The sequence below is a fragment of the Streptomyces sp. YIM 121038 genome (assembly GCF_006088715.1).
GTDB lineage: Bacteria > Actinomycetota > Actinomycetes > Streptomycetales > Streptomycetaceae > Streptomyces.
In genome coordinates, this window is record NZ_CP030771.1 from 8,567,938 (window position 1) to 8,586,799 (window position 18,862).

The window sequence follows — 18,862 nt, forward strand, 5'->3', positions numbered from 1 at the left end:
CGGGCGGTGGCGCGGGAACGTCAGGCCGGGCGGATCGAGAGCCGGGCGGTGGACAGATAGCGGCTCGCGGCCTGCCGGTGGTAGTCGGGCAGCCAGCGCGGCCCGTCCGCCTCGACCGCGTCGGTGACGTGGGCGCTGCCGTACGTGGTGCCGCGCACGGTGAGCAGCGCCGTACGGGTCGCGGTGGCCACCGCGTGGGCCGTGGGCTTGTCGGGGCCGTAGACCTCCAGGTCGATCAGGGGCTGGTCGAGGTGGAGGTCGTCGACCCAGGCGCCGCCCGCCCGGGAGACGAGCACGGCCTTCTGGGTGCCGTCGAAACCAGGAGGGGTGCGGTTGTCGACGATGACTCCGGTCAGCTCGGGACGACTCTTGAGATGGTCGACGACAAGGCGCTCGACGTCCGGGAACACGATGGGCGGATCACTCACACGCACACTCCTTGCGTGGTCCGGAACGGTCATTGTGACGGGGGAGCGCAGTGGGTGCAATGTGCTGGCACGCGAAGGACGGTGACTGTGCATCGGAATGTGATGCTCCGTCAACTCATGTGTGATGAGAGGTAGTTCGCAAAAGAAGGGGAGAGGTGGGTGTCACTTCCGGGGTGCTCGGGCCGGCGTCCGGATACCAGGCTCCCTCCCCGCCCGCCGGGCTTTCGCGCGAACCCTCCCGGCCGGTCGGCGGCGCGCGCCAGAATGTCCGTACGGCGAGGCGGACAAGAGGTGGACAAGGGGTGGGGGCGGGGTGTGACGGTCTCGGTGAGAGCGCCCTACGCATGGCGCTGCGAGACGTGCGACCGGGAGTGCGACGCCCCCGTGTGGCGCGTGGTCGACGCCCGCGAGCGCGCCGACGTCCTTCAGGGGCCCGGTCCGGGCGTGGCCTGGGTGGACTGTCCGGGCTGCGGGGCGAGGGCGCCCGTCGACGCGCCGCTCCTCGTCCTGCGCCCCGGCGCGACGGCGCCGCTGCTGTACGCGACCTCCCTGACGGAGCTCGGGGGCGGGCCGCCGGAGTTCGCCCTTGTGCTCCTCGAGGAGGCCGCGCGGGCCGGGGCGTTCCGTGACGACGCCTTCGCCGCGCAGGCGCTCCCCGTGCCGCGCGGGCTGCTCCCCCTCGTCCTGACCCGCGACGTCGAGCGGGACCTGCGCGACCCCGAGGCGGCCTGCCGCGACCTGGAGCCGCAGGGCCCGCCGACGGTCGCCCACTACGAGGTCTTCCTGCGCCTGCTCGCCGAGGAACGGGACGAGGCCCGGGTGGCGGAGCTGCTGCGCGCGGTCCTGACGAGCCCGCCGGACGCCCTGGCCGAACTCCTGCGCGCCCACCCGGAGCTGACCGGGGACACGAGGGTGCGGGACGCCGCCCGCGAGGAGCTGCGCGCGGCGGCCGGAACGCCGCTGGAGTCGGTGCTCCAGCGGCGGCAGGACCTGCTCGACGGCCTGTGCGACGACCGCACGCCCACGCACGTGGCGGTCGAGCGCTACTTCGCGTCCCTGAGCCGCTTCGGCGGCGATCTGCGCACCCGGCTGCACGGCCTGTACGACGAGGCCCGCGACACCCCGGGCCCCGAGAGCATCCCCCTGGTCCGCGAGGCCCTGGCGCTCGCGACCGACCTCGGCGAACGCGAGACGGAGGCCGCGCTCGCCACCCTGCTCGGCGAACGCCTGATGGGCGCCGTCCACGCCGGACTCGACGCCGAGCTCTCCGAGGCGTACGAAGCCCTCGAACACGCCCTCGGCATGCTGCCCGAGGGCAGCCTCGCCTGGGTACGGGTCGCGAACAACCTCGCCAGCGCGCACTACGCGCGCGACGACGGCGACCGCCACGAGGTCTGGGAGACCGCCCGCGCCCTGCTGGAGCGCGCGAGCGCACTCGACCGCGCCGAGCACCCCGAGTTCTGGGCGCGGATCCGGACCAACTACGGTCTGCTGCTCGCGGAACGGCCGGGCGGCACCGCCGCCGACCTCACGCTCGGCATCGAGCACATCCGGGCCGGGCTCACCGAGCGGTCCCCCCGGCGCTCCGCGGTGAACTGGGCCTACTCCATGATCAACCTCGGTCTGCTGCTGTCCCGCCGCACCGAGCCGGACGACCTGCCCGAGGCGGAGCGCTGCTACCGCGACGCCCTGCGCCACCTGAGCCCCGACGACGACCCCGTGCTGTGGTCGCAGCTGCAGTGCAACCTCGCCCATCTGCTGCTGACCCGCGACCCCGCCGACGCCGCGGGCGCCCGGGCGGCGGCGACCGCGGCACGCGACCTCTCCGTGACGCGCCCCGGCCTGCTCAACACCAGCCGCATCGACTGGCTCCTCGCCCAGGCCGGGGACCTGCTCGACGGGCCCGGCAGCGCCGCGAACACCCGCCTTCGCCAGGAGGCCCTCGCGGCCGCGCCGCCCACGGTCGCGCCCTCCCTGCACCTCAACATCGCCAGGGAGCTCCTGACCACCCACGCCTCCGCCCAGCGCTGGACCGAGGCCGCCGACGTCGCCTCGGACATGCTGACCGCCGTGAGCGCGCTCTACGACGCCCAGGTCACGGTCGCCAGCCGCCGCGGCGTCCTCGTCCAAGTGGACCGGCTCGCCCGTTGGACGGCCTTCCTGCTGGCGCGGGCGGGCCGCCCCGAGCAGGCCGTGACAGCGCTCGAACGCGGCCTCGCCTGCGAGCTGTCCGTGGTGGCCGGACGCGGAGCCGCCGACCTGGAGGAACTGGAGCGCGTCGACCCCGTCCTGGCCCGCCGCTACCGGCGGGCCCGCGCCCGCTACCGGTCCACGGTCGCGGCGCCCTCACCGATGACCCCCGACGGGGCGGCGCCCGCGAGCCGGGAACAGGCCGCGGCCGAACGCGACCTGCGCGCGGTCGTCCGGGACGTCCAGGCGATCCCGGGCTTCGAGGACTTCCTGCGCACCACCGAACTGCGGGACGTCGTCCGGGCCGCGGGCGGCAGACCCCTGGCGTATCTGGTGAACTCGCCCTGGGGCAGCTACGTCCTCGCGGTCGTCGGCACGCGCCCGACCGTGCGCGCCGTACTCGTGCCGGAGGTCACCAGCATCACCCTGGCCCGTCTCCTGCTCCTGGACCTGGACGACCCGGACGCCGACACCGTGGGCCTGTGGCTGGTGCAGCAGTCCCCCACCTCGACGTACCGGCGGCTGCTCCCGGCGGCCCTGGACCGCCTGACCGCGCTCGAACCGCTCGTACGGCCCCTCGCCGCGCTCCTGACGGAGGACGCCCGGCACGAGGCGGTCCTGGTGCCGACGGGCCTGCTGGGCCTGGTGCCCCTGCACGCCCTGCCGGTGGCGCCGGGGGCGGACGACGTGCTCGACGACGTCGGCACCCTGATCCTGTCGCCGTCCGCCGCCGTCCACGAGGCCTCGCGCTCCCGGGCCGCCCGGCCGCCGCAGTCGCCGCCGCGCCTGGTGGCCATCGCCGACCCCGACGGTTCGCTGCCCGGCAGCCGCAGCGAACTCGCCGGGATCCTCGACCTGTTCGCGGGCCGGTGCGAAGCGGCCCACGCGGTGGGGTCCGAGGCCACCGTGGCCTGGGTGCTCGACCGGCTCGCCACGGCGTCGTATCTGCACCTCAGCTGTCACGGCAGCGCCGGGTTCGACAGCCGGGGCGGATCGCTGGCGCTCGCCGACGGCCACGTGGACATGGACGCCCTCGTGCACCACCAACTGCCCGTGTGCCGCTTGACCGTGGCCAGCGCCTGCCAGTCGGGGCACTACGGCATCATCGAGGCCCCCGACGAGTTCCTCGGCCTCCCGGCCGCCTTCCTCCAGGCGGGCGCGGCCTGCGCGGTCAGCAGCCTGTGGCTGGTGGACGACATGGCCACGGCCGTCCTCATGACGCGCTTCTACGAACTGCTCTCCCAGACCCACGACCCCGTACCGGCCCTGCGCCGCTCGCGCCGGTGGCTGCGCCGACTCACCTGGGACGAGCTCGCGCGGTACACGCAGACGCACCGCCACCTGGCCGCCCTCAGCGACGGGTACGCCACCCGCGCGCGGGCCAGGAGGAAGCGCCCCTTCGACTCTCCCGTCCACTGGGGCGCGTTCACGGCGTGGGGCGTGTGAGCAGGACCCCACCGGGCGCGAAGCAGCGGGTTGCCCCGCGGCGGAACCGTCGGGCGCCCGCCGTCGCTCGGTACGCGGTCACGGAGAAGTCCGGTCCGGGCCCGCGCGGGCCCGGACCGGACTTCGGGTCGCCGAACGACCGGGAGGCTACGGGGGACTAGACGAGGTCGAACCGGTCCAGGTCCGTGACCTTGGCCCACGCCGCGACGAAGTCCTTCACGAACTTCTCCTTGGCGTCGTCGCTCGCGTACACCTCAGCGACCGCGCGCAGCTCGGAGTTCGAGCCGAACACCAGGTCGGCGCGGGTGCCGGTCCACTTGAGGGCGCCGCTCGCGTCACGGGCCTCGAAGGTGTCCTGCGCCTCGGACGTCGACTTCCACGTCGTGTCCAGGTCGAGCAGGTTGACGAAGAAGTCGTTGGTGAGGGTGCCGGGGCGGTCGGTGAGGACGCCGTGCTTCGACCCGCCGTGGTTCGCGCCGAGGACGCGCAGACCGCCGACGAGGACCGTCAGCTCGGGCGCGCTGAGGGTCAGCAGGTTCGCCCTGTCGATGAGCAGGTACTCGGCGGGCAGACGGTTGCCCTTGCCCACGTAGTTGCGGAAGCCGTCGGCCGCGGGCTCGAGCGCCGCGAACGACTCGACGTCCGTCTGCTCCTGCGTCGCGTCCACCCGGCCGGGCGAGAAGGGCACCTCGATCTCGACGCCCGCGTCCTTGGCGGCCTGCTCGACCGCCGCGTTGCCCGCGAGGACGATCAGGTCGGCGAGGGAGACCTGCTTGCCGCCGGACTGGGCGGAGTTGAAGGACTCCTGGATGCCCTCGAGCGTGCGCAGCACCTGCGCCAGGCTGTCCGGGTTGTTGACCTCCCAGTTGCGCTGCGGCTCCAGGCGGACGCGGGCGCCGTTGGCACCGCCGCGCTTGTCGCTGCCGCGGAAGGAGGCCGCCGACGCCCACGCGGCGGAGACGAGCTGCGCGACGGTGAGGTCGGTGCCGAGGACCTGCGCCTTGAGGGCGGCGGCGTCCGCGGCGTCGATGCTCTCGCCGGTGCGCTCCGGCAGCGGGTCCTGCCACAGCAGCACCTCGGAGGGGACCTCCGGGCCGAGGTAGCGGACGACCGGGCCCATGTCACGGTGCGTCAGCTTGTACCAGGCGCGGGCGAAGGCGTCCGCGAACTGGTCCGGGTTCTCGTAGAAGCGGCGCGAGATCGGCTCGTAGACCGGGTCGAAGCGCAGCGACAGGTCGGTGGTGAGCATCGTCGGGCGGTGCTTCTTCGTGGCGTCGAAGGCGTCCGGGATGATCTCCGGGGCGTCCTTCGCCACCCATTGGTGGGCGCCGGCCGGGCTCTTCGAGAGCTCGTACTCGTACTCGAAGAGGTTCTTGAAGAACAGGTTGCTCCACCGCGTGGGCGTCTCGGTCCAGGTGACCTCGAGGCCCGAGGTGATGGCGTCCTTGCCCACGCCCGTGTTGTACGTGCTCTTCCAGCCGAGGCCCAGCTGCTCCATGGGGGCGGCCTCGGGGTCGTTGCCGACGTGGTCCGCGGGGCCCGCGCCGTGGGTCTTGCCGAAGGTGTGGCCACCGGCGATGAGGGCGACGGTCTCCTCGTCGTTCATCGCCATGCGGCGGAACGTCTCGCGGATGTCGCGGGCCGCGGCGACCGGGTCCGGGTTGCCGTTGGGGCCCTCGGGGTTGACGTAGATGAGGCCCATCTGGACCGCGCCGAGCGGGTTCTCCAGCTCGCGGTCGCCGGTGTAGCGCTCGTCGTCGAGCCAGGTGGTCTCGGGGCCCCAGTAGACGTCCTCCTCCGGCTCCCACACGTCCTCGCGGCCGCCCGCGAAGCCGAAGGTCTCGAAGCCCATCGTCTCCAGGGCCACGTTGCCGGTGAGGACCATCAGGTCGGCCCAGGAGATGTTCTTGCCGTACTTCTTCTTGACCGGCCACAGGAGGCGGCGGGCCTTGTCGAGGCTGGCGTTGTCCGGCCAGCTGTTGAGGGGGGCGAACCGCTGCTGGCCGGCGCCCGCGCCGCCGCGGCCGTCGCTGATGCGGTACGTGCCCGCGCTGTGCCAGGCCATGCGGATCATCAGCGGGCCGTAGTTGCCGAAGTCGGCGGGCCACCAGTCCTGCGAGGTGGTCAGGACCTCGGCGATGTCCCGCTTCACGGCGGGCAGGTCGAGGGAGCCGAACGCGGCGGCGTAGTCGAAGTCCTCGCCCATCGGGTTCGCCACGGCCGGGTTCTTGGCGAGGATCTTCAGGTTCAGCCGGTCGGGCCACCACTGGCGGTTCCCGCCGCCCTGCGTCGGGTGCGGGGCGCGCCCGTGCGCGACCGGGCAGCCGCCTGTCTCCTCCGTCTTCGGGTCGGTGACGATTGCGTCGGGGTTCTCAGCCATGGGAATCCTTCCGGATCGGTCTGGGCGAAACGTGGAGCTCGAAGAACAGCAGGCGGTGGAAGGGGCCGCACCGACCGCGTGATCGGCGTCAGGAACGACTCCGTACGACTTGTGGTGGTTGTCCCTGACGCGTCCCTGGGACAGGGGCGAGGCTGCCCTTGGCCATCGTCGGGAACCGATCCTACGATGGACGGGATCCAGGTCAAGAAGCTCACCTGATCCATATTCATTCGGAGCAAGTAGCGCTGCCGTAAACTCCGGGTACTCCACCGAACCGAGTAGGTGAACCGACATATGAGCGACCTGCTGGAGCGACTGCGCGGGCGTGGCTGGCGGGTGACCTCCCAGCGACGTGTCGTCGCCGAGGTCCTCGACGGCGACCACGTGCACCTCACGGCCGACGAGGTGCACGCGCGCGCGGCCGAGAGACTGCCAGAGATCTCCCGCGCGACCGTCTACAACACGCTGGGCGAGATGGTCTCCCTCGGTGAGGTCATGGAGGTCTCCACCGACGGCCGCGCCAAGCGTTACGACCCCAACGCGCACCACCCGCACCAGCACTTGGTCTGCTCCCGCTGCGGCACCATCCGCGACGTCCACCCGACGGGCGACCCGCTGTCCGCCCTGCCGCAGGAGGAGCGGTTCGGGTTCGCGGTCTCCGGCGCCGAGGTCACCTACCGGGGGCTGTGCCCGGCCTGCGCCGTCTGATCACGTCCCGGCGACGGAGAGCACGATCTTGCCGGTCGTCCGGCCCCGCTCGCCCAACGCGTGCGCCCGGGCGGCCTCTTCGAGCGGCAGGACCGCGTCGACGAGCACGCGCAGCAGGCCCTCCTCGACCAGCGAGGCGATCGCGCGCAGGCCGCCGTGGTCGGGCTCGACGAGCATGAACACCGCCCGTACCCCGGCCGCCTCGGCCTCCCGAGCGGGGAAGGCGTCGTCCGGCGGCAGGAGCGAGACCAGCGTGCCGCCGGGCCGCAGCGTGCGCAGGGACCGGGCCCAGTGCGGGCCGCCGATGCCGTCCACGACGACGTCGACGTCCCGGAGCAGCGCGGCGAAGTCCTGGGTGCGGTGGTCGATCAGCTCGTCGGCGCCGAGCGAGCGCAGCAGCGCGTGCTTGGCGGCACTGGCCGTGCCGATGACGTGCGCGCCGCGGGCCTTGGCGATCTGCACGGCCAGATGGCCGACTCCGCCCGCGGCGGCGTGGATCAGGACGCGCTGCCCCGGACGGACGCCCGCGGTGTCCACCAGCGCCTGCCACGCGGTCAGCGCGGCCAGCGGCAGGGCGCCCGCCTGGACGTGGGTCAGGCCCTCGGGACGCGGCGCGAAGTGCCGGGCCGGGGCGGTGACGTACTCGGCGTAGGCGCCCGCCGGGTGCGGGAAGCGCGGCATGCCGAACACCGCGTCGCCCGGCCGGAACAGCGCCACGCCGTCGCCGACCGCCTCCACCACGCCGGAGACGTCGAAGCCGAGGGTGAAGGGCGGCGCCGTACCGTCGGCGAACACGCCCCGCGCGCGGGTCTTCCAGTCGGCGGGGTTCACGCCCGCCGCGTGCACCCGGACCAGGATCTCGCCCCGGCCGGGATCCGGTCGCCGCACGGTGACGACCTTGAGGACGTCCGGCGCTCCGGCGGCGTCCTGGGAGACGGCGCGCATGGTGGTGGGGGTGGTGGTGCGGTGCATGGTGTCGTGCCCTCTTCGGCGGTCGTTCCTGCGGATGGTCCGGTGGCGCGCGCCGGGTGCTGCCCGGGGCGCGCCCTCAGCGTGCCGGGGCGAAGAGGGCTCCAGTAGGGGCCTGATGGCCAGGGAGCGACAGGATCGGGTCACGCGCTACGAGGGGCAGCGCGGACCCGGGTCACGTCGTCCCGGCTGCCTTGACTGCCCCTGCCGTCCCGGTCGCTCCGGTCGCGAGGATCTCGTGGACGAGCGTCACCAGGTCCGGGACGGCCGGGTGGCCGAGGCCCTCGCGCCAGGCGAGGACGAGCGGGACGGGCGGGGCGTCCGCGAGGGGGCGGTAGACCAGCGCGGGGTGCGCGTAGTTGCTCGGCGTGGCCGAGGTGGTGACGCCCACGGCACGGCCCGCGGCGATGGCGATGAGCCACTCGTCGGTGTTCGTCACCTCCAGGGTCGCGGCGGGCCGGGCGGCCGAGGGCCACAGCTCGGCCGTGGTGGTGCCCGAGACGGTGTTGAGCGCGATCGGATGGTCCGTCAGATCCGCCAGGGTGAGCCGGGGGAGGGCCGCCAGGGGGCTGTCCTCGGGCATGACCACCACCCGCTCCTCCATCCGCAGGAGTTCGGTGCGCAGTCCGGGCGCGGTGACCGCGCCGCGCAGCAGGGCCGCGTCGACCGTGCCCCGGGTGAGGCCCGCGGTGCGGTCGTCGACGCGCAGCAGCTCCAGGGGGACGCCGGGGCGCGTCTCGTCCCAGCGGCGCAGCAGCGCGACGGTGTGGTCCCCGAGCGCCGCCCAGGTGTGCCCCAGGCGCAGCGGCCGGCTCGTGAGCCCCGCCGGGTCGAGGGCGGTCTCGACGGCGGCGAGCGCGGCGGTGGCCTTGTCGCGGAACGTACGGCCCTCGGCGGTCAGCTCCAGGTGATGCGTGGAGCGGTCGGCGAGGCGGGCGCCGAGGTGGTCCTCCAGCTGGCGCAGGGTGCGGGAGAGCGCGGGCTGGCCCACGTGGAGGCGGGCGGCGGCGCGGGTGACGTTGCCCTCCTCGGCGATGACGAGGAAGGCGCGCAGATGCCGCAGCTCAATGGTCATGCTTCCAGAGCATAACCACAGGGGAACAGGCATTTCACACGGCGCGTACGGCTCCCTAGCGTGAAGCGCATGACACCTACGACAGCGACGACGCCTACGCCTATGCCAGCGACGACGCCTGCGCCAGCGACGACGCCCGCGCCTGTGCCCGCGACTGCGGCGACGACCGCGGCGCACACCTCGCCCCCGGCCGCGGCGACCGTGACGGCCCCGTCCGCCGGGACCGCCGCGCCCGCCGTCCTCCGGCGGGCCGCCGGGCGCGGCACCCTCGGCGGTGTCGGCCTGGTGCTCGCCGGGGCGGTGACGGTGCAGTTCGGGTCGGCCGTCGCGGCGCTCCTCTTCCCCCGCGCGGGGGCGCTCGGCACGGTCGCGCTGCGGGTGACGTTCGCCGCGGTGCTGCTGCTGGTCGTCACGCGGCCCCGGCTGCGCGGTCACACGCGTACCGACTGGGCGGTGGCGGGCGCCTACGGCCTCGCGCTCGGCGGCATGAACGTCCTCTTCTACCAGGCGATCGACCGGATCCCGCTGGGCGCGGCGGTCACCCTCGAAGTGCTCGGGCCGCTGCTGCTCTCGGTCGTCGCCGCGCGCCGCGCCGCCAGCCTGCTGTGGGCGGGGCTCGCGCTGACCGGGGTGTTCCTGCTGGGCCAGGGCGGGTTCGGCCGCCTCGACGCCGTGGGCGTGGCGTTCGCGCTGGGGGCCGGGGCGATGTGGGCGGCGTACATCGTCTTCAGCGCCCGCGCGGGGGCCCGCTTCCCGCGCCTGGACGCGCTGGCGCTCGCGATGACCGTCGCGATGCTGGTCAGCCTGCCGCTCGGCATCGGAGCCGCGGGCGCGACGCTGCTCGAACCGGGCGTGCTCGCGCTCGGCCTGGTGATCGCGGTGATGTCCTCGGGCATCCCGTACGCCCTGGAGCTGCTGGCCCTGCGCCGGCTGCCCGCGGCGACCTTCGCGGTCCTGACGAGCCTGTCACCCGCCCTGGCCGCGCTCGCCGGATACCTGGTCCTCGGCCAGGGCCTCTCGCCGCTCCAGTGCGCGGCGATCGCGCTGGTGGTGGCGGCGAGCGTGGGCGCGGTCCGCACGGGCGGGCGCTGAGTCCGGGCGGACTCTCGTCGACGCCCGGGCCGACCCCGCTCGAAGGTGGTCAGTTTTCGAGAAGCGACGCCCGCCGACGGGTGCCTACCGTGGTCGTCATGGACATCAAATTGCAGGTGAACGCCATCATGCTGGGCGTCGAGGACATCGCACGCGCCAAGAAGTTCTACGTCGAGGGGCTCGGCTGCGAGGTCGAGCAGGACCACCCCGGGTTCGTCAGGTGCGGCCTGGGGGAGGGCTCCTCGGCCCTCGTGCTCTACCCGCGGGAGGCGGCGGCGCGGGACGCCGGGGTCCCGGCCGAGGGGGCCGGGTTCCGCGGCTGCTCGTTCCACTTCGTCACCGGCTCGCGCGAGGAGGTGGACGAGGTGATGCGCGCCGCGGTGGCCGCGGGCGGCACCGCGGTCAAGGAGGCGACCGCGGCCGAGTGGGGCGGGTACGACGGCTACTTCAGCGACCCCGACGGCCATCTGTGGAAGGTCGCCACGGCGGCCTGACCACCTCACGGCGCGGAGGCCCGGGGATCCCCGGGCCTCCGCGCCGTCACGTGATCAGTCGGTGTACGTGAAGCCGATGGACGCGGTCAGGGAGTTGCCGCGGGCCGTGGCGAACTGGACGGCGCCCGCCTGGGGGTAGGCGGGCGCCGTGAAGGTGACCTTGGTGTCGTCGACGACGCGCACGTTCGTGGCCGCGACCCCGCGGAAGCCGCCCGCCGTCGGCGTGCCCGCGAGGACCTGGGTGGTGCCGGTGAGCCCGCCGCCGGTGAGGGTGACGGTGAAGCCGCCCTTGACGGATCCCGTGGCGGGGCTGACGGCGGTGAGCGCGGCCGGGATCGGGCTGAGCGGCGCGGTGGCCTTGACGAACTTCACGGTCACGAAGTGGTCGCTGTCCATGGTGACGCTCAGGGAGGCCGCGCGGGTCGGCTGGACCTTCCCGTCGACGGTCCAGCGGTCGACCTTGTAGCCGGTGTCCGGGGCCGCGGTGACCGTGACCTGGTCACCGGTGGCGAACAGGCCCGTGGAGGGCGTGCTGACCGTGCCGCCCGTGCCGTCCTGGGGCACCGCGGTGAGGGCCTGGCGCTTCGCCTCCGTGCTGTCGGCGGGCGTGCGGTAGTTGGCGAGCACCGGGCCGGTGAGGTTCATGACGCGGGTGGAGTCGGCGGGTTCCTTCGACCCGAGCGCCACGCCGCGCGGCGTGCCGTCGTACTCCTGACGGGGGTTGGAGAACCACATCTTGTTCTCGCACTTGTCCTCGTCGGCGCAGCTCATGTTGTAGCCCATGATGTCGACCCAGGTGCGGTCCTTGGGCAGGAAGCCGTGGTTGTCCGGGTAGTAGGGGTTGAAGTTCCCCGGCCGGTAGTTGTCCGCGTCCGGGTCGACGGGGTCGGTGACGTAGTCGTGGTTGAGGCCGAAGTTGTGGCCGATCTCGTGGGCGAGGTGGTGGGTGCCGAAGGTGTCGGCCTGCTGCGCGCCGAACCCGGTGTCGTCAGTGCTGTACTTGGCGTTGTCGCCCGGCATGAGGCGCGGCAGCGAGGGGGTCATCCCGGTCCCCGCCGTGTAGAGGCCCTCGGGGGGCGTGAACTTCGACAGGACGTGGACGAGGTCGGCGCCCTCGGCGTCCCGGGTGGCGCGGACGCCGGTGGCCCAGTCGTCGGAGTAGCGCGGGTCCTCCGGGTTGGCGAGGGCGTTCGTCATGCCGTCCATGTCGCTGGCCGCGCCGCTCCAGGCCGGGGTCTCGAAGGTGCCGAGCAGCCGGAGGCGCGTCTTGACCTGGCTGTCGGCGTACGCCTGGTTGGTGCCCTCGACGGCGGCCTTGGCCTGGAGCGCGAGCGCGTCCGCGCCGCCCTCGGTGTCCGTGGCCGTCTCCGGGGTGTAGCCGATCAGCACGTCGATGACCGGGTCCTTGGGCTCGGCGCGGCGGCTGGGTGGCGCGGCGGGCCGTGCGGGTCCGGTCAGGCGCAGCGCGTCGCGCACGAGCGGGGTCTGGCGCACGGTGTCGAACGAGCGGACGCGCGACATCCCGGGCCGTACGGCGTCCAGGGCGTGGCGCACCCGCCCCTCGTGGATCTCCCCGGCGACCCGGGGCCTGCCCTTGCCGCAGGCGCCGTCGACCGCGAGGGTCACCGGCCGGTCCGGGTGCCCGGCCAGGTGCCCGCTCCACAGCAGGGTGCCCTCGCGGTCGCGCGAGACCTTCAGCGCGTGGGCGGTGACGGACCTGCCCCCGGGCAGCGGCAGGACGCGCCGGTCGGGCGCCGTGACGGGCCCGCGCCGGCACAGGGCGCGGAAGGTGCCCCCGGGCCACTCGACCTCGCCCGTGCGCAGCAGGCCGGGGAGGCCGGGGGCGGGCGGCGCGGCGGCGGGGCTCGGGGCCGCGGGCAGGCCGGTGGCGAGGGCGGCGACGGCTCCGACGAGGGCGAACCTGACGGGGATCATGGGGCTCCTTCGGGTACGTGGACGAACGGTTCGGACACGAGAACGATCACTCGGGGCGTGGACGGGCGCGGCGGGAGCGCGGCCGAATGGCCGCCTCGGAGGGGTGAGCGCGGAGCGCGGCAGGCGCGAGGGGAGCGGCGCGCGGGGCCGCGGGCGGGGAAGGCGGACCGCGTCGATCTCATTGACGTGCGCTTGTCAGCTGCCTAGCGTGCTGTCGATTCCAGGGCGATCCGGGCCGGGCCCGGTCGATGAGGGGTCGATCGCAGGTCGATTCCGCGTAGGCGCCGGTCCAGGGGCGGTCAGCTTGAGTCTCATCGAACAGGAACAGCCCCTGCTCGACGCGTTGCGGCCGCGGGACCGGGCGGCCCTGCTCGCCCTGGGGACCCCGCGCGGCTACGCGTCCGGCGAGGTGCTCGTGCCCGAGCGCGCCACCACCTCGTACGTCGTCGCGATCCTCGGCGGCTGGGCGGTGGTCTCCGTGGCGACCGAGCGCGGTCAGCGGCTCATCCTCGCGCTGCGCGGCGCCGGGGAACTGGTCGGCGAACTCGCGGCCGTGGACCGGCGGCCGCGCAGCGCCACGGTGACGGCGCTCGGCCGCGTCGACGCCGTCGTGATCCCCGGGGACCGGTTCCGCGGCTTCCTCGGCTCCAGCCCCGCGGTCAGCGTCCTCGTGCTCCGCCAGCTCAGCTCCCGGCTGCGCAGCTCCGACGGCGAACGCCGCTCGCTGGCCTCGGAGAACGTGCTCCAGCGGCTCGCGGCGCGCCTGGTCGAGCTGGCCCACCGCGCCGGGCGCCACCACCCCGACGGCAGCGTCACCATCGACCTGCCGCTGCCGCAGCACGACCTCGCCGCCTCGGTGGGCTCCACCCGGGAGGCCGTCGCCAAGGCCCTGCGGCTGCTGCGCGAGCAGGGCGTCGTCCGCACCGGCACCAGGCGCCTGACCGTCACCGACGTCGAACTGCTGCGGCTGCTCGCGGGCGAGGGACCGTCAGGAGCGGGGCCGGTTGTGTAAACGGCTACATACACCGCGGCCGACCGCGCCCATCCTGGTGGGGCCGCACCGTCGTCGAGGGGGATGCAGTGAGCAGTCACGAGGCCGTCCACCGGCTGGTGGTGAGCGCGGACGTCAAGGGGGCCGGGCGCCTCGGCCACCAGGCCAAACTCCGGTCGCGCCGGGCGATGTACGAGGTCTTCGAAGCCGCCTTCGCCGCCGTGGGCGTGGGCGGTCAGGTCCATGTGGAGGACCGGGGCGACGGCGTGCTCGCCGCCCTCGCCCCGCAGGTCCCGCCCGCGGCCATGGTGGGGCTGTGGCTCGAAGAGGTCCACCAGGGGCTGCGCGAGCACAACCGAGGCGTGCGCGAACCGCTGCGGCTGCGGATCGCGATGCACGGCGGCCCCGTCAGCCACGACGGCCGGGGCCTGGTGGGCCGGGCGGTCGACCTCACGTGCCGGCTGTGCGACAGCGAACCGGCCAGGGCGATCCTGGCCGCGGACGACGGCGTCGACGTGGTCTTCGTCGTCTCCGACGTCCTCTACCGCTCGGTGGTCGCCGAGGGCGGCAGATTCGTGGAGCCCGAGCACTACCGCCCGCTGCCGGTACGGGCCAAGGAGACCGACGAGGTCGCGTGGTTCCACGTGCCCCGCAGGACCCGGCCGCCCCTGCCCGCGCCCGTGGCACCACCCGCCCCCGAGACCGGGCCGACGCAGGCCGACCGGGCCGGAGCCGACGAGGCGCGGTGGCCGACGAAGTACTGGATCAACGTCAACGGACACAACCAGATCGTGGACGGCGCGGAGGTCCACGGCGACATCGTCGGCGTGCGCGTCACGCCGCAGGACGACAGCACGGAAGATGACAGCACGGAAGGAGCCGGGCCGACGTGAGCGACGACGGGGGAGGCGCCGGGGGAGGCGCCGGGCCGCAAGGCGGCGGAGGCAAGGCGGGCGGCGGCGGACCGGCGCCCGGCGGCGGTGGGGACGAGGCGGGCGGCGGCGGGCCGGGGCGCGGGGCCGGTACCGGAGCGACGGGAGCCGACGAAGGGCGCAGGCACGGCGCGGCCCGCTCCGGTCTCCTCGGGGACCTGCCCGCGGCGGGCGCGGGCGACGCCGTGCGTCAGGCGCGCGCCAACTTCGTCGACGTCAACGGGCGCAGCGCGATCCTCGACGGCACCCAGGGCGATGTGCACCTGGGCGACCACCACCACTACCACGACGCCCGGGCCGGTGCGCCCCGCCTGGTGTCCGGCCCCGTGCCCCGCGACGAACTGCGGCGCCTGCGCCGCGTCTTCGAGGAGCCGCCCGGCTACGCGGACCTGGGCGGACTCCTGAAGCGGCAGCGGCTGATCGCCCTGTGCGGCGACCCGGGCAGCGGGCGCGGCTACACGGCCCTCTCCCTGCTCGACGAGGTCACGCACGGGCGCGTCGCGCGCCTCGACCCGCGTACGGAACTGGACCGGATCGGCGAGGCGGACCTGGAGGAGGGCTGCGGCTACGTCGTGGAGATCACCGGGGAGGAGGCGGTCACCACCCCGCGGCGCCCCGTCCGCGACGAGCGGGACGCACCCGAGCGGCGGCGCCGGCGGGAGCCCGAACTCCCCGCCGAACTGCACCTGGACCGGCTCAGCACCCTCCTCGACCGGCGCGGGGCGTACGCCGTCCTCGTCGTCGGGGCGGGCGGCTTCGCCGACGAGCTGCTGCGCGGCCGCTACGGGCGGCTGTTCCGGCCTCCGGCGGCCGACGGCATGCTGCGCAAGCACCTCGTGGCCCTTCTCGGCCACACCGAGAACGACCGCGTCGAGCAGGCACTCGCCCTCGCGCGCGAGCCCCGCGTGGTGCGGGCCGTGGGGCTCGACCCGCTGCGCCCCCACGAGGTGGAGTCCCTCGCCCGGCTCCTGGTCGGGCGGCTCAAGGAGGAGACCGACGAGGACGGACTCCTCGGCGAGCTGCGGGCCTTCGCCCACCGGCAGGCCGGGGCGTGGTTCGCCGCGACCGGCCGGGCCGCGCCGCGCCACCGGGGCGCGGTGTCGGCGGCGCTGCGGCAGGCGGCCTTCCGCACGGCGGTGGCCGTCTACAACGGCTCGCCCCACAGCGTGGCCGCCGAGGCGGCGGAGCAACTGGCCTGGGAGTGGGCGCAGTCCATGGACCCCGAGGGGGAGCCGGGCCGGGCCCTGTTCGGCGACCACCGCCCGGCCCGGCTCGCGGCCGCGCGGGCCGAACTCTTCACCGGCGACGTCACGTACGACGGCCGGAGCCTGGAGACCCGCAGGGTGCGGCTCCAGGGCAGCGCGCTCGCGAGGGCGGTCCTGGCCCACGTGTGGGAGGACCACCACAACGCGCGCAGGCCGCTGTGCCTGTGGCTGCGCACCCAGTGCGACGACGCCAGACCGGCCGTGTGGGTACCCGCGGCCATCACCGCGGGGGCGCTGTGCGCGCTGGAGTACTTCTACGCGCTGGAGGAGATCGTCTTCCCGATGGCCTCCAGCGACTCCGTCCAGCAGCGCCTCGCGGCCGCCACCGCGCTCGCCCAGGCCGCGGCCCTCAGCGAGGCGGTGCGCCCGGTCGTACGGGACACCGTGCGCGGGTGGGCGCGCGCCGACGACGCGGCGCGGCTCAGCACGGCGGCCCTGGTGCACGGCTTCGGCACCGTGGAGCGGTCCGTCCCGGCCGCCCTGGACGAACTGGGCCGCCTGGCGAGCCGGGAGGACTGGGACCTGCTGGTGCACGCCTCCTTCAGCGTGGGCCGGCTGCTCGCCGGGGCGGAACCGGAGACGGTCCTTCGGCGGCTGGGCGCCTGGATGGGCGACCGGCGCACCAACCGCAGGGACCTGGCGCTGCTCACCGTGGACCGCCTCATCTGGCAGCGCGCCGCGCACCTGTGGGGCCTGGAGGAGACGCCGGTGCTCAGGGAGCACACGAACTGGCCGCTCGCCGCGGCCCTCCTGACCGCCCACCCCCGCTACGCCGGGATGCTGGCGGACCTGGTCTGGTCGGGCCTTGACACCGCCCGCTGGCGGCCCGACGTGCAGTGGTCCCTGTGCGAGTGGATACGGCGCGGCGAGGAGGACCCCCCGCTCCTCGACGTCCTGTGCGACTTCCTGCCCGCCCTCGTGAGCGGCGAGGCCGACGCCGAGCGGCTGCGGAACCTGGTCCGGGGCCTGGAGCGGGACCCCGACGAATCCGTGGCAGCCACCACCGTACGCAGGCTGCGCGCCGCCATCGACGGACAGCCGCACGTGGTCGTGCAGATGGCCGCGCCCAGCCCGCAAGCCGAGGAGACGGAGTGAGATGAACACCCAGAACCCGCCGCACGCCCTTCCGCCCGCCCCCCTGGCGCGGCCCCTCGCGCCGCCGCGCGTCGGTGGCGCCCCGCCACCGGTGACGGCGACGCCCCTGCCGCGGTCCCCGGACCCGGGCACGTGGCGCTCGCCCGTCGAACGCCCGGCGGCCACCCAGGAGTTGGCCGGTCCCTTCCTGCGCGAGTACCGCCCGGACTGGCCCTACCGGCACCGCAGCGCACAGGTCGCGGTCGTGCTCTACTACCGCGGGCGGCCGCCCCGGGCGGTGGGGCCCGAGGGCGAGGAGGGGTTCCTGCTGCGCTGGTTCGCCCGCCCCTACACCGCGTTCGAGCTGCAACTGGGCTGGCACACGGTCTCGTTCAAGGTCGAGCTGCCCGCGGCGGAGCACGGCAGGTCCTTCCCCGCCGAGGTGCGCGTGCGCTGGCGGGTGGGCGACCCCTGCCTCGTGGCCAGGAGCCAGGTCACCGACGTCGCCGCGCTGCTGGTCCCGGAGCTGGAGCAGCGGCTGCGCGACGTGTCCCGCGGCCACTCCATCAACCGGGCGGAGGAGGTCCGCGACGCGGTGCACGAGGCGCTGGCCGGGCAGCGCCTCGGCGGCCAGTTCGGCCTGGAGACGGACGTCTTCGTGACCATCTCCTGGGACACGCTCATCCAGGACCACGGCAGGAGCCTGGGCCGGGTGCTGCACCAGACCGACCTGGAGCGGCTCAACCAGGAGCTGCGCCAGCTCAGGGACGACAACAAGCGGGAACTCATCCGGCAGTGGGCCGCCGACTTCCAGCGCGCCATCGAGCGCGGCGACCACGCCGTGATGGCGCAGATGATGGCGCGCAACCCCCAGGACCTGAGTGAGATCCGGCAGCTGTTCCGCAAGGAACAGCGCGAGGAGCGCCAGGACGGCATGGAGCTGATGTCCCGCCTGATCGAGGGCGGCCTCCTGGAGCGCTGGGAACTCGGCGACCAGGCCATGGTGGTCGTGGAGTTCCTGCGGTCGAGCGCGCGCCACGTCCTGACCGACCAGGCGGCGGGCGCCGGCGAGGCCCGGCGCACCCCCTTCTGGAAGCGGACGGACGACACCCGGGACGACGACTCCGCGGACGCGCGCGGCGACGCCTCCGACGGGCGGACACCCCGGTGACCGAGGGAGCGCGCACGCCGCCGGGCACCGGCACCCGCCCCGGCACCACGCCCCGGCGCGCCGCCGCCGTGCGCGGCACCCCGGTGTCGCCGTTGTCCGAGCCGGGCTGCCGGTACGTCGCGGAGCGGCTGCTCACCACCGTGCGCGAGGAGGTCACGCGGGCCGACACCAAGGCCTCGATCCTGCTCTCGGGCGCGGTGGCCCTGCCCGCGCTCGCCGTGTCGGCCGACCGCGGCGGGCTCGGCCCGGACCCGCTGGGCCGGGCGGGCGCCGTGCTGTGGCTGGCCGGGATCGTGATGCTGACCCTGGTGATCCTGCCGCGGACCGGGCCGGACGGCAGGTCCGCGGCGGCCGCCGCGGGGCGGGGCCCTTCGGTGGTCTCGCTCCGCCGGGGGGTCGACCCGGGCGAGGTGGCGGCGGAGGTGCTCACCGCGGGCCGCGACCCCGGCCACTGGCTCCTGGAGCAGTCGTGCGCGCTGGGGGCCATCCTGACGGTCAAGTACCGGTGGCTGCGGTGGGCCGTGGGCTGTCTGGTGGCGGGGGGAGCGGCCGTGGCGGCGGCCGCGCTCGGCTGAGCGGCCGCCCCCGCCCGAGTTCTCGCCAACCTTTCCGGCCGCCCTGGCGTAAGACCAGGTCAGAGGCAGTTCAGTGAATCCGGGGCGTGGTGTGGGCAACACCCCCTGGAGGCTCGAATGAACGTGGGGTTAGCATA

The 18,862-nt window shown here is 74.6% G+C and carries 14 protein-coding genes; 9 read left to right on the forward strand and 5 right to left on the reverse strand.

The features are described from left to right. Positions 1 to 20: 20 nt before the first annotated feature. Positions 21 to 428: a hypothetical protein gene (locus tag C9F11_RS35770; RefSeq protein WP_138963544.1), complete on the reverse strand. Its 408-nt coding sequence runs from the start codon at positions 426 to 428 to the stop codon at positions 21 to 23. 327 nt (positions 429 to 755) lie between these two features. Between C9F11_RS35770 and C9F11_RS35775 the strand changes: the two genes are divergently transcribed. Next, positions 756 to 4,064, forward strand: a complete 3,309-nt coding sequence (locus tag C9F11_RS35775) for a CHAT domain-containing protein (RefSeq protein ID WP_249402022.1) — start codon at positions 756 to 758, stop codon at positions 4,062 to 4,064. Between the two features lie 157 nt (positions 4,065 to 4,221). Here C9F11_RS35775 and katG read toward each other — a convergent pair whose 3' ends face one another. Further along, on the reverse strand, positions 4,222 to 6,444 hold the full coding sequence (katG, locus tag C9F11_RS35780; RefSeq protein WP_138963548.1) for a catalase/peroxidase HPI: 2,223 nt from the start codon (positions 6,442 to 6,444) through the stop codon (positions 4,222 to 4,224). Positions 6,445 to 6,738: 294 nt separating this feature from the next. Between katG and C9F11_RS35785 the strand changes: the two genes are divergently transcribed. Continuing rightward, a complete protein-coding gene (locus tag C9F11_RS35785; RefSeq protein ID WP_138963550.1) occupies positions 6,739 to 7,152 on the forward strand; it encodes a transcriptional repressor in 414 nt (137 codons plus the stop codon). Here the strand turns inward: C9F11_RS35785 and C9F11_RS35790 are convergent, their stop codons facing one another. Next, positions 7,153 to 8,124: an NADP-dependent oxidoreductase gene (locus tag C9F11_RS35790; RefSeq protein WP_138963552.1), complete on the reverse strand. Its 972-nt coding sequence runs from the start codon at positions 8,122 to 8,124 to the stop codon at positions 7,153 to 7,155. It lies immediately after the preceding gene. A 172-nt stretch (positions 8,125 to 8,296) separates the two neighbouring features. Continuing rightward, on the reverse strand, positions 8,297 to 9,196 hold the full coding sequence (locus C9F11_RS35795) for a LysR substrate-binding domain-containing protein (RefSeq protein ID WP_138963554.1): 900 nt from the start codon (positions 9,194 to 9,196) through the stop codon (positions 8,297 to 8,299). A 102-nt stretch (positions 9,197 to 9,298) separates the two neighbouring features. On the opposite strand from C9F11_RS35795, the gene C9F11_RS35800 reads away from it, so the two are divergent. Both C9F11_RS35800 and C9F11_RS35805 read left to right on the forward strand, forming a co-directional pair. Beyond that, on the forward strand, positions 9,299 to 10,288 hold the full coding sequence (locus tag C9F11_RS35800) for an EamA family transporter (RefSeq protein ID WP_138963556.1): 990 nt from the start codon (positions 9,299 to 9,301) through the stop codon (positions 10,286 to 10,288). A 98-nt stretch (positions 10,289 to 10,386) separates the two neighbouring features. After that, positions 10,387 to 10,782 carry a VOC family protein gene (locus tag C9F11_RS35805; RefSeq protein ID WP_138963558.1) on the forward strand — a complete coding sequence of 132 codons (396 nt, stop codon included), beginning with the start codon at positions 10,387 to 10,389 and terminating at the stop codon, positions 10,780 to 10,782. 54 nt (positions 10,783 to 10,836) lie between these two features. Here the strand turns inward: C9F11_RS35805 and C9F11_RS35810 are convergent, their stop codons facing one another. After that, entirely contained in the window at positions 10,837 to 12,717 is a 1,881-nt protein-coding gene (locus tag C9F11_RS35810; protein ID WP_138963560.1) for a reprolysin-like metallopeptidase, read from the reverse strand. 304 nt (positions 12,718 to 13,021) lie between these two features. On the opposite strand from C9F11_RS35810, the gene C9F11_RS35815 reads away from it, so the two are divergent. From C9F11_RS35815 to C9F11_RS35835, 5 genes are all read left to right on the forward strand, one after another. Continuing rightward, positions 13,022 to 13,729 (forward strand): Crp/Fnr family transcriptional regulator, encoded by a 708-nt coding sequence (locus C9F11_RS35815; RefSeq protein WP_138963562.1) that lies wholly within the window; start codon positions 13,022 to 13,024, stop codon positions 13,727 to 13,729. A 68-nt stretch (positions 13,730 to 13,797) separates the two neighbouring features. After that, positions 13,798 to 14,601 carry a hypothetical protein gene (locus tag C9F11_RS35820; RefSeq protein WP_138963564.1) on the forward strand — a complete coding sequence of 268 codons (804 nt, stop codon included), beginning with the start codon at positions 13,798 to 13,800 and terminating at the stop codon, positions 14,599 to 14,601. Continuing rightward, positions 14,598 to 17,000, forward strand: coding sequence for a hypothetical protein (locus C9F11_RS35825; protein WP_138963566.1), 2,403 nt, complete (start codon positions 14,598 to 14,600; stop codon positions 16,998 to 17,000). The genes C9F11_RS35820 and C9F11_RS35825 overlap by 4 nt, the downstream gene beginning before the upstream one ends. Before the next feature lies 1 nt (position 17,001). Beyond that, positions 17,002 to 18,150 carry a hypothetical protein gene (locus C9F11_RS35830; RefSeq protein ID WP_138963568.1) on the forward strand — a complete coding sequence of 383 codons (1,149 nt, stop codon included), beginning with the start codon at positions 17,002 to 17,004 and terminating at the stop codon, positions 18,148 to 18,150. Continuing rightward, entirely contained in the window at positions 18,147 to 18,725 is a 579-nt protein-coding gene (locus tag C9F11_RS35835; RefSeq protein WP_249402023.1) for a Pycsar system effector family protein, read from the forward strand. The genes C9F11_RS35830 and C9F11_RS35835 overlap by 4 nt, the downstream gene beginning before the upstream one ends. The last annotated feature ends 137 nt before the right edge of the window (positions 18,726 to 18,862 follow it).

Coding starts and splice junctions, on each gene's coding strand:
- katG (WP_138963548.1), bottom strand. CDS start 6,444: ATGGCTGAGAACCCCGACGCAATCGTCACCGACCCGAAGACGGAGGAG.
- C9F11_RS35785 (WP_138963550.1), top strand. CDS start 6,739: ATGAGCGACCTGCTGGAGCGACTGCGCGGGCGTGGCTGGCGGGTGACC.
- C9F11_RS35790 (WP_138963552.1), bottom strand. CDS start 8,124: ATGCACCGCACCACCACCCCCACCACCATGCGCGCCGTCTCCCAGGAC.
- C9F11_RS35795 (WP_138963554.1), bottom strand. CDS start 9,196: ATGACCATTGAGCTGCGGCATCTGCGCGCCTTCCTCGTCATCGCCGAG.
- C9F11_RS35800 (WP_138963556.1), top strand. CDS start 9,299: ATGCCAGCGACGACGCCTGCGCCAGCGACGACGCCCGCGCCTGTGCCC.
- C9F11_RS35805 (WP_138963558.1), top strand. CDS start 10,387: ATGGACATCAAATTGCAGGTGAACGCCATCATGCTGGGCGTCGAGGAC.
- C9F11_RS35810 (WP_138963560.1), bottom strand. CDS start 12,717: ATGATCCCCGTCAGGTTCGCCCTCGTCGGAGCCGTCGCCGCCCTCGCC.
- C9F11_RS35830 (WP_138963568.1), top strand. CDS start 17,002: ATGAACACCCAGAACCCGCCGCACGCCCTTCCGCCCGCCCCCCTGGCG.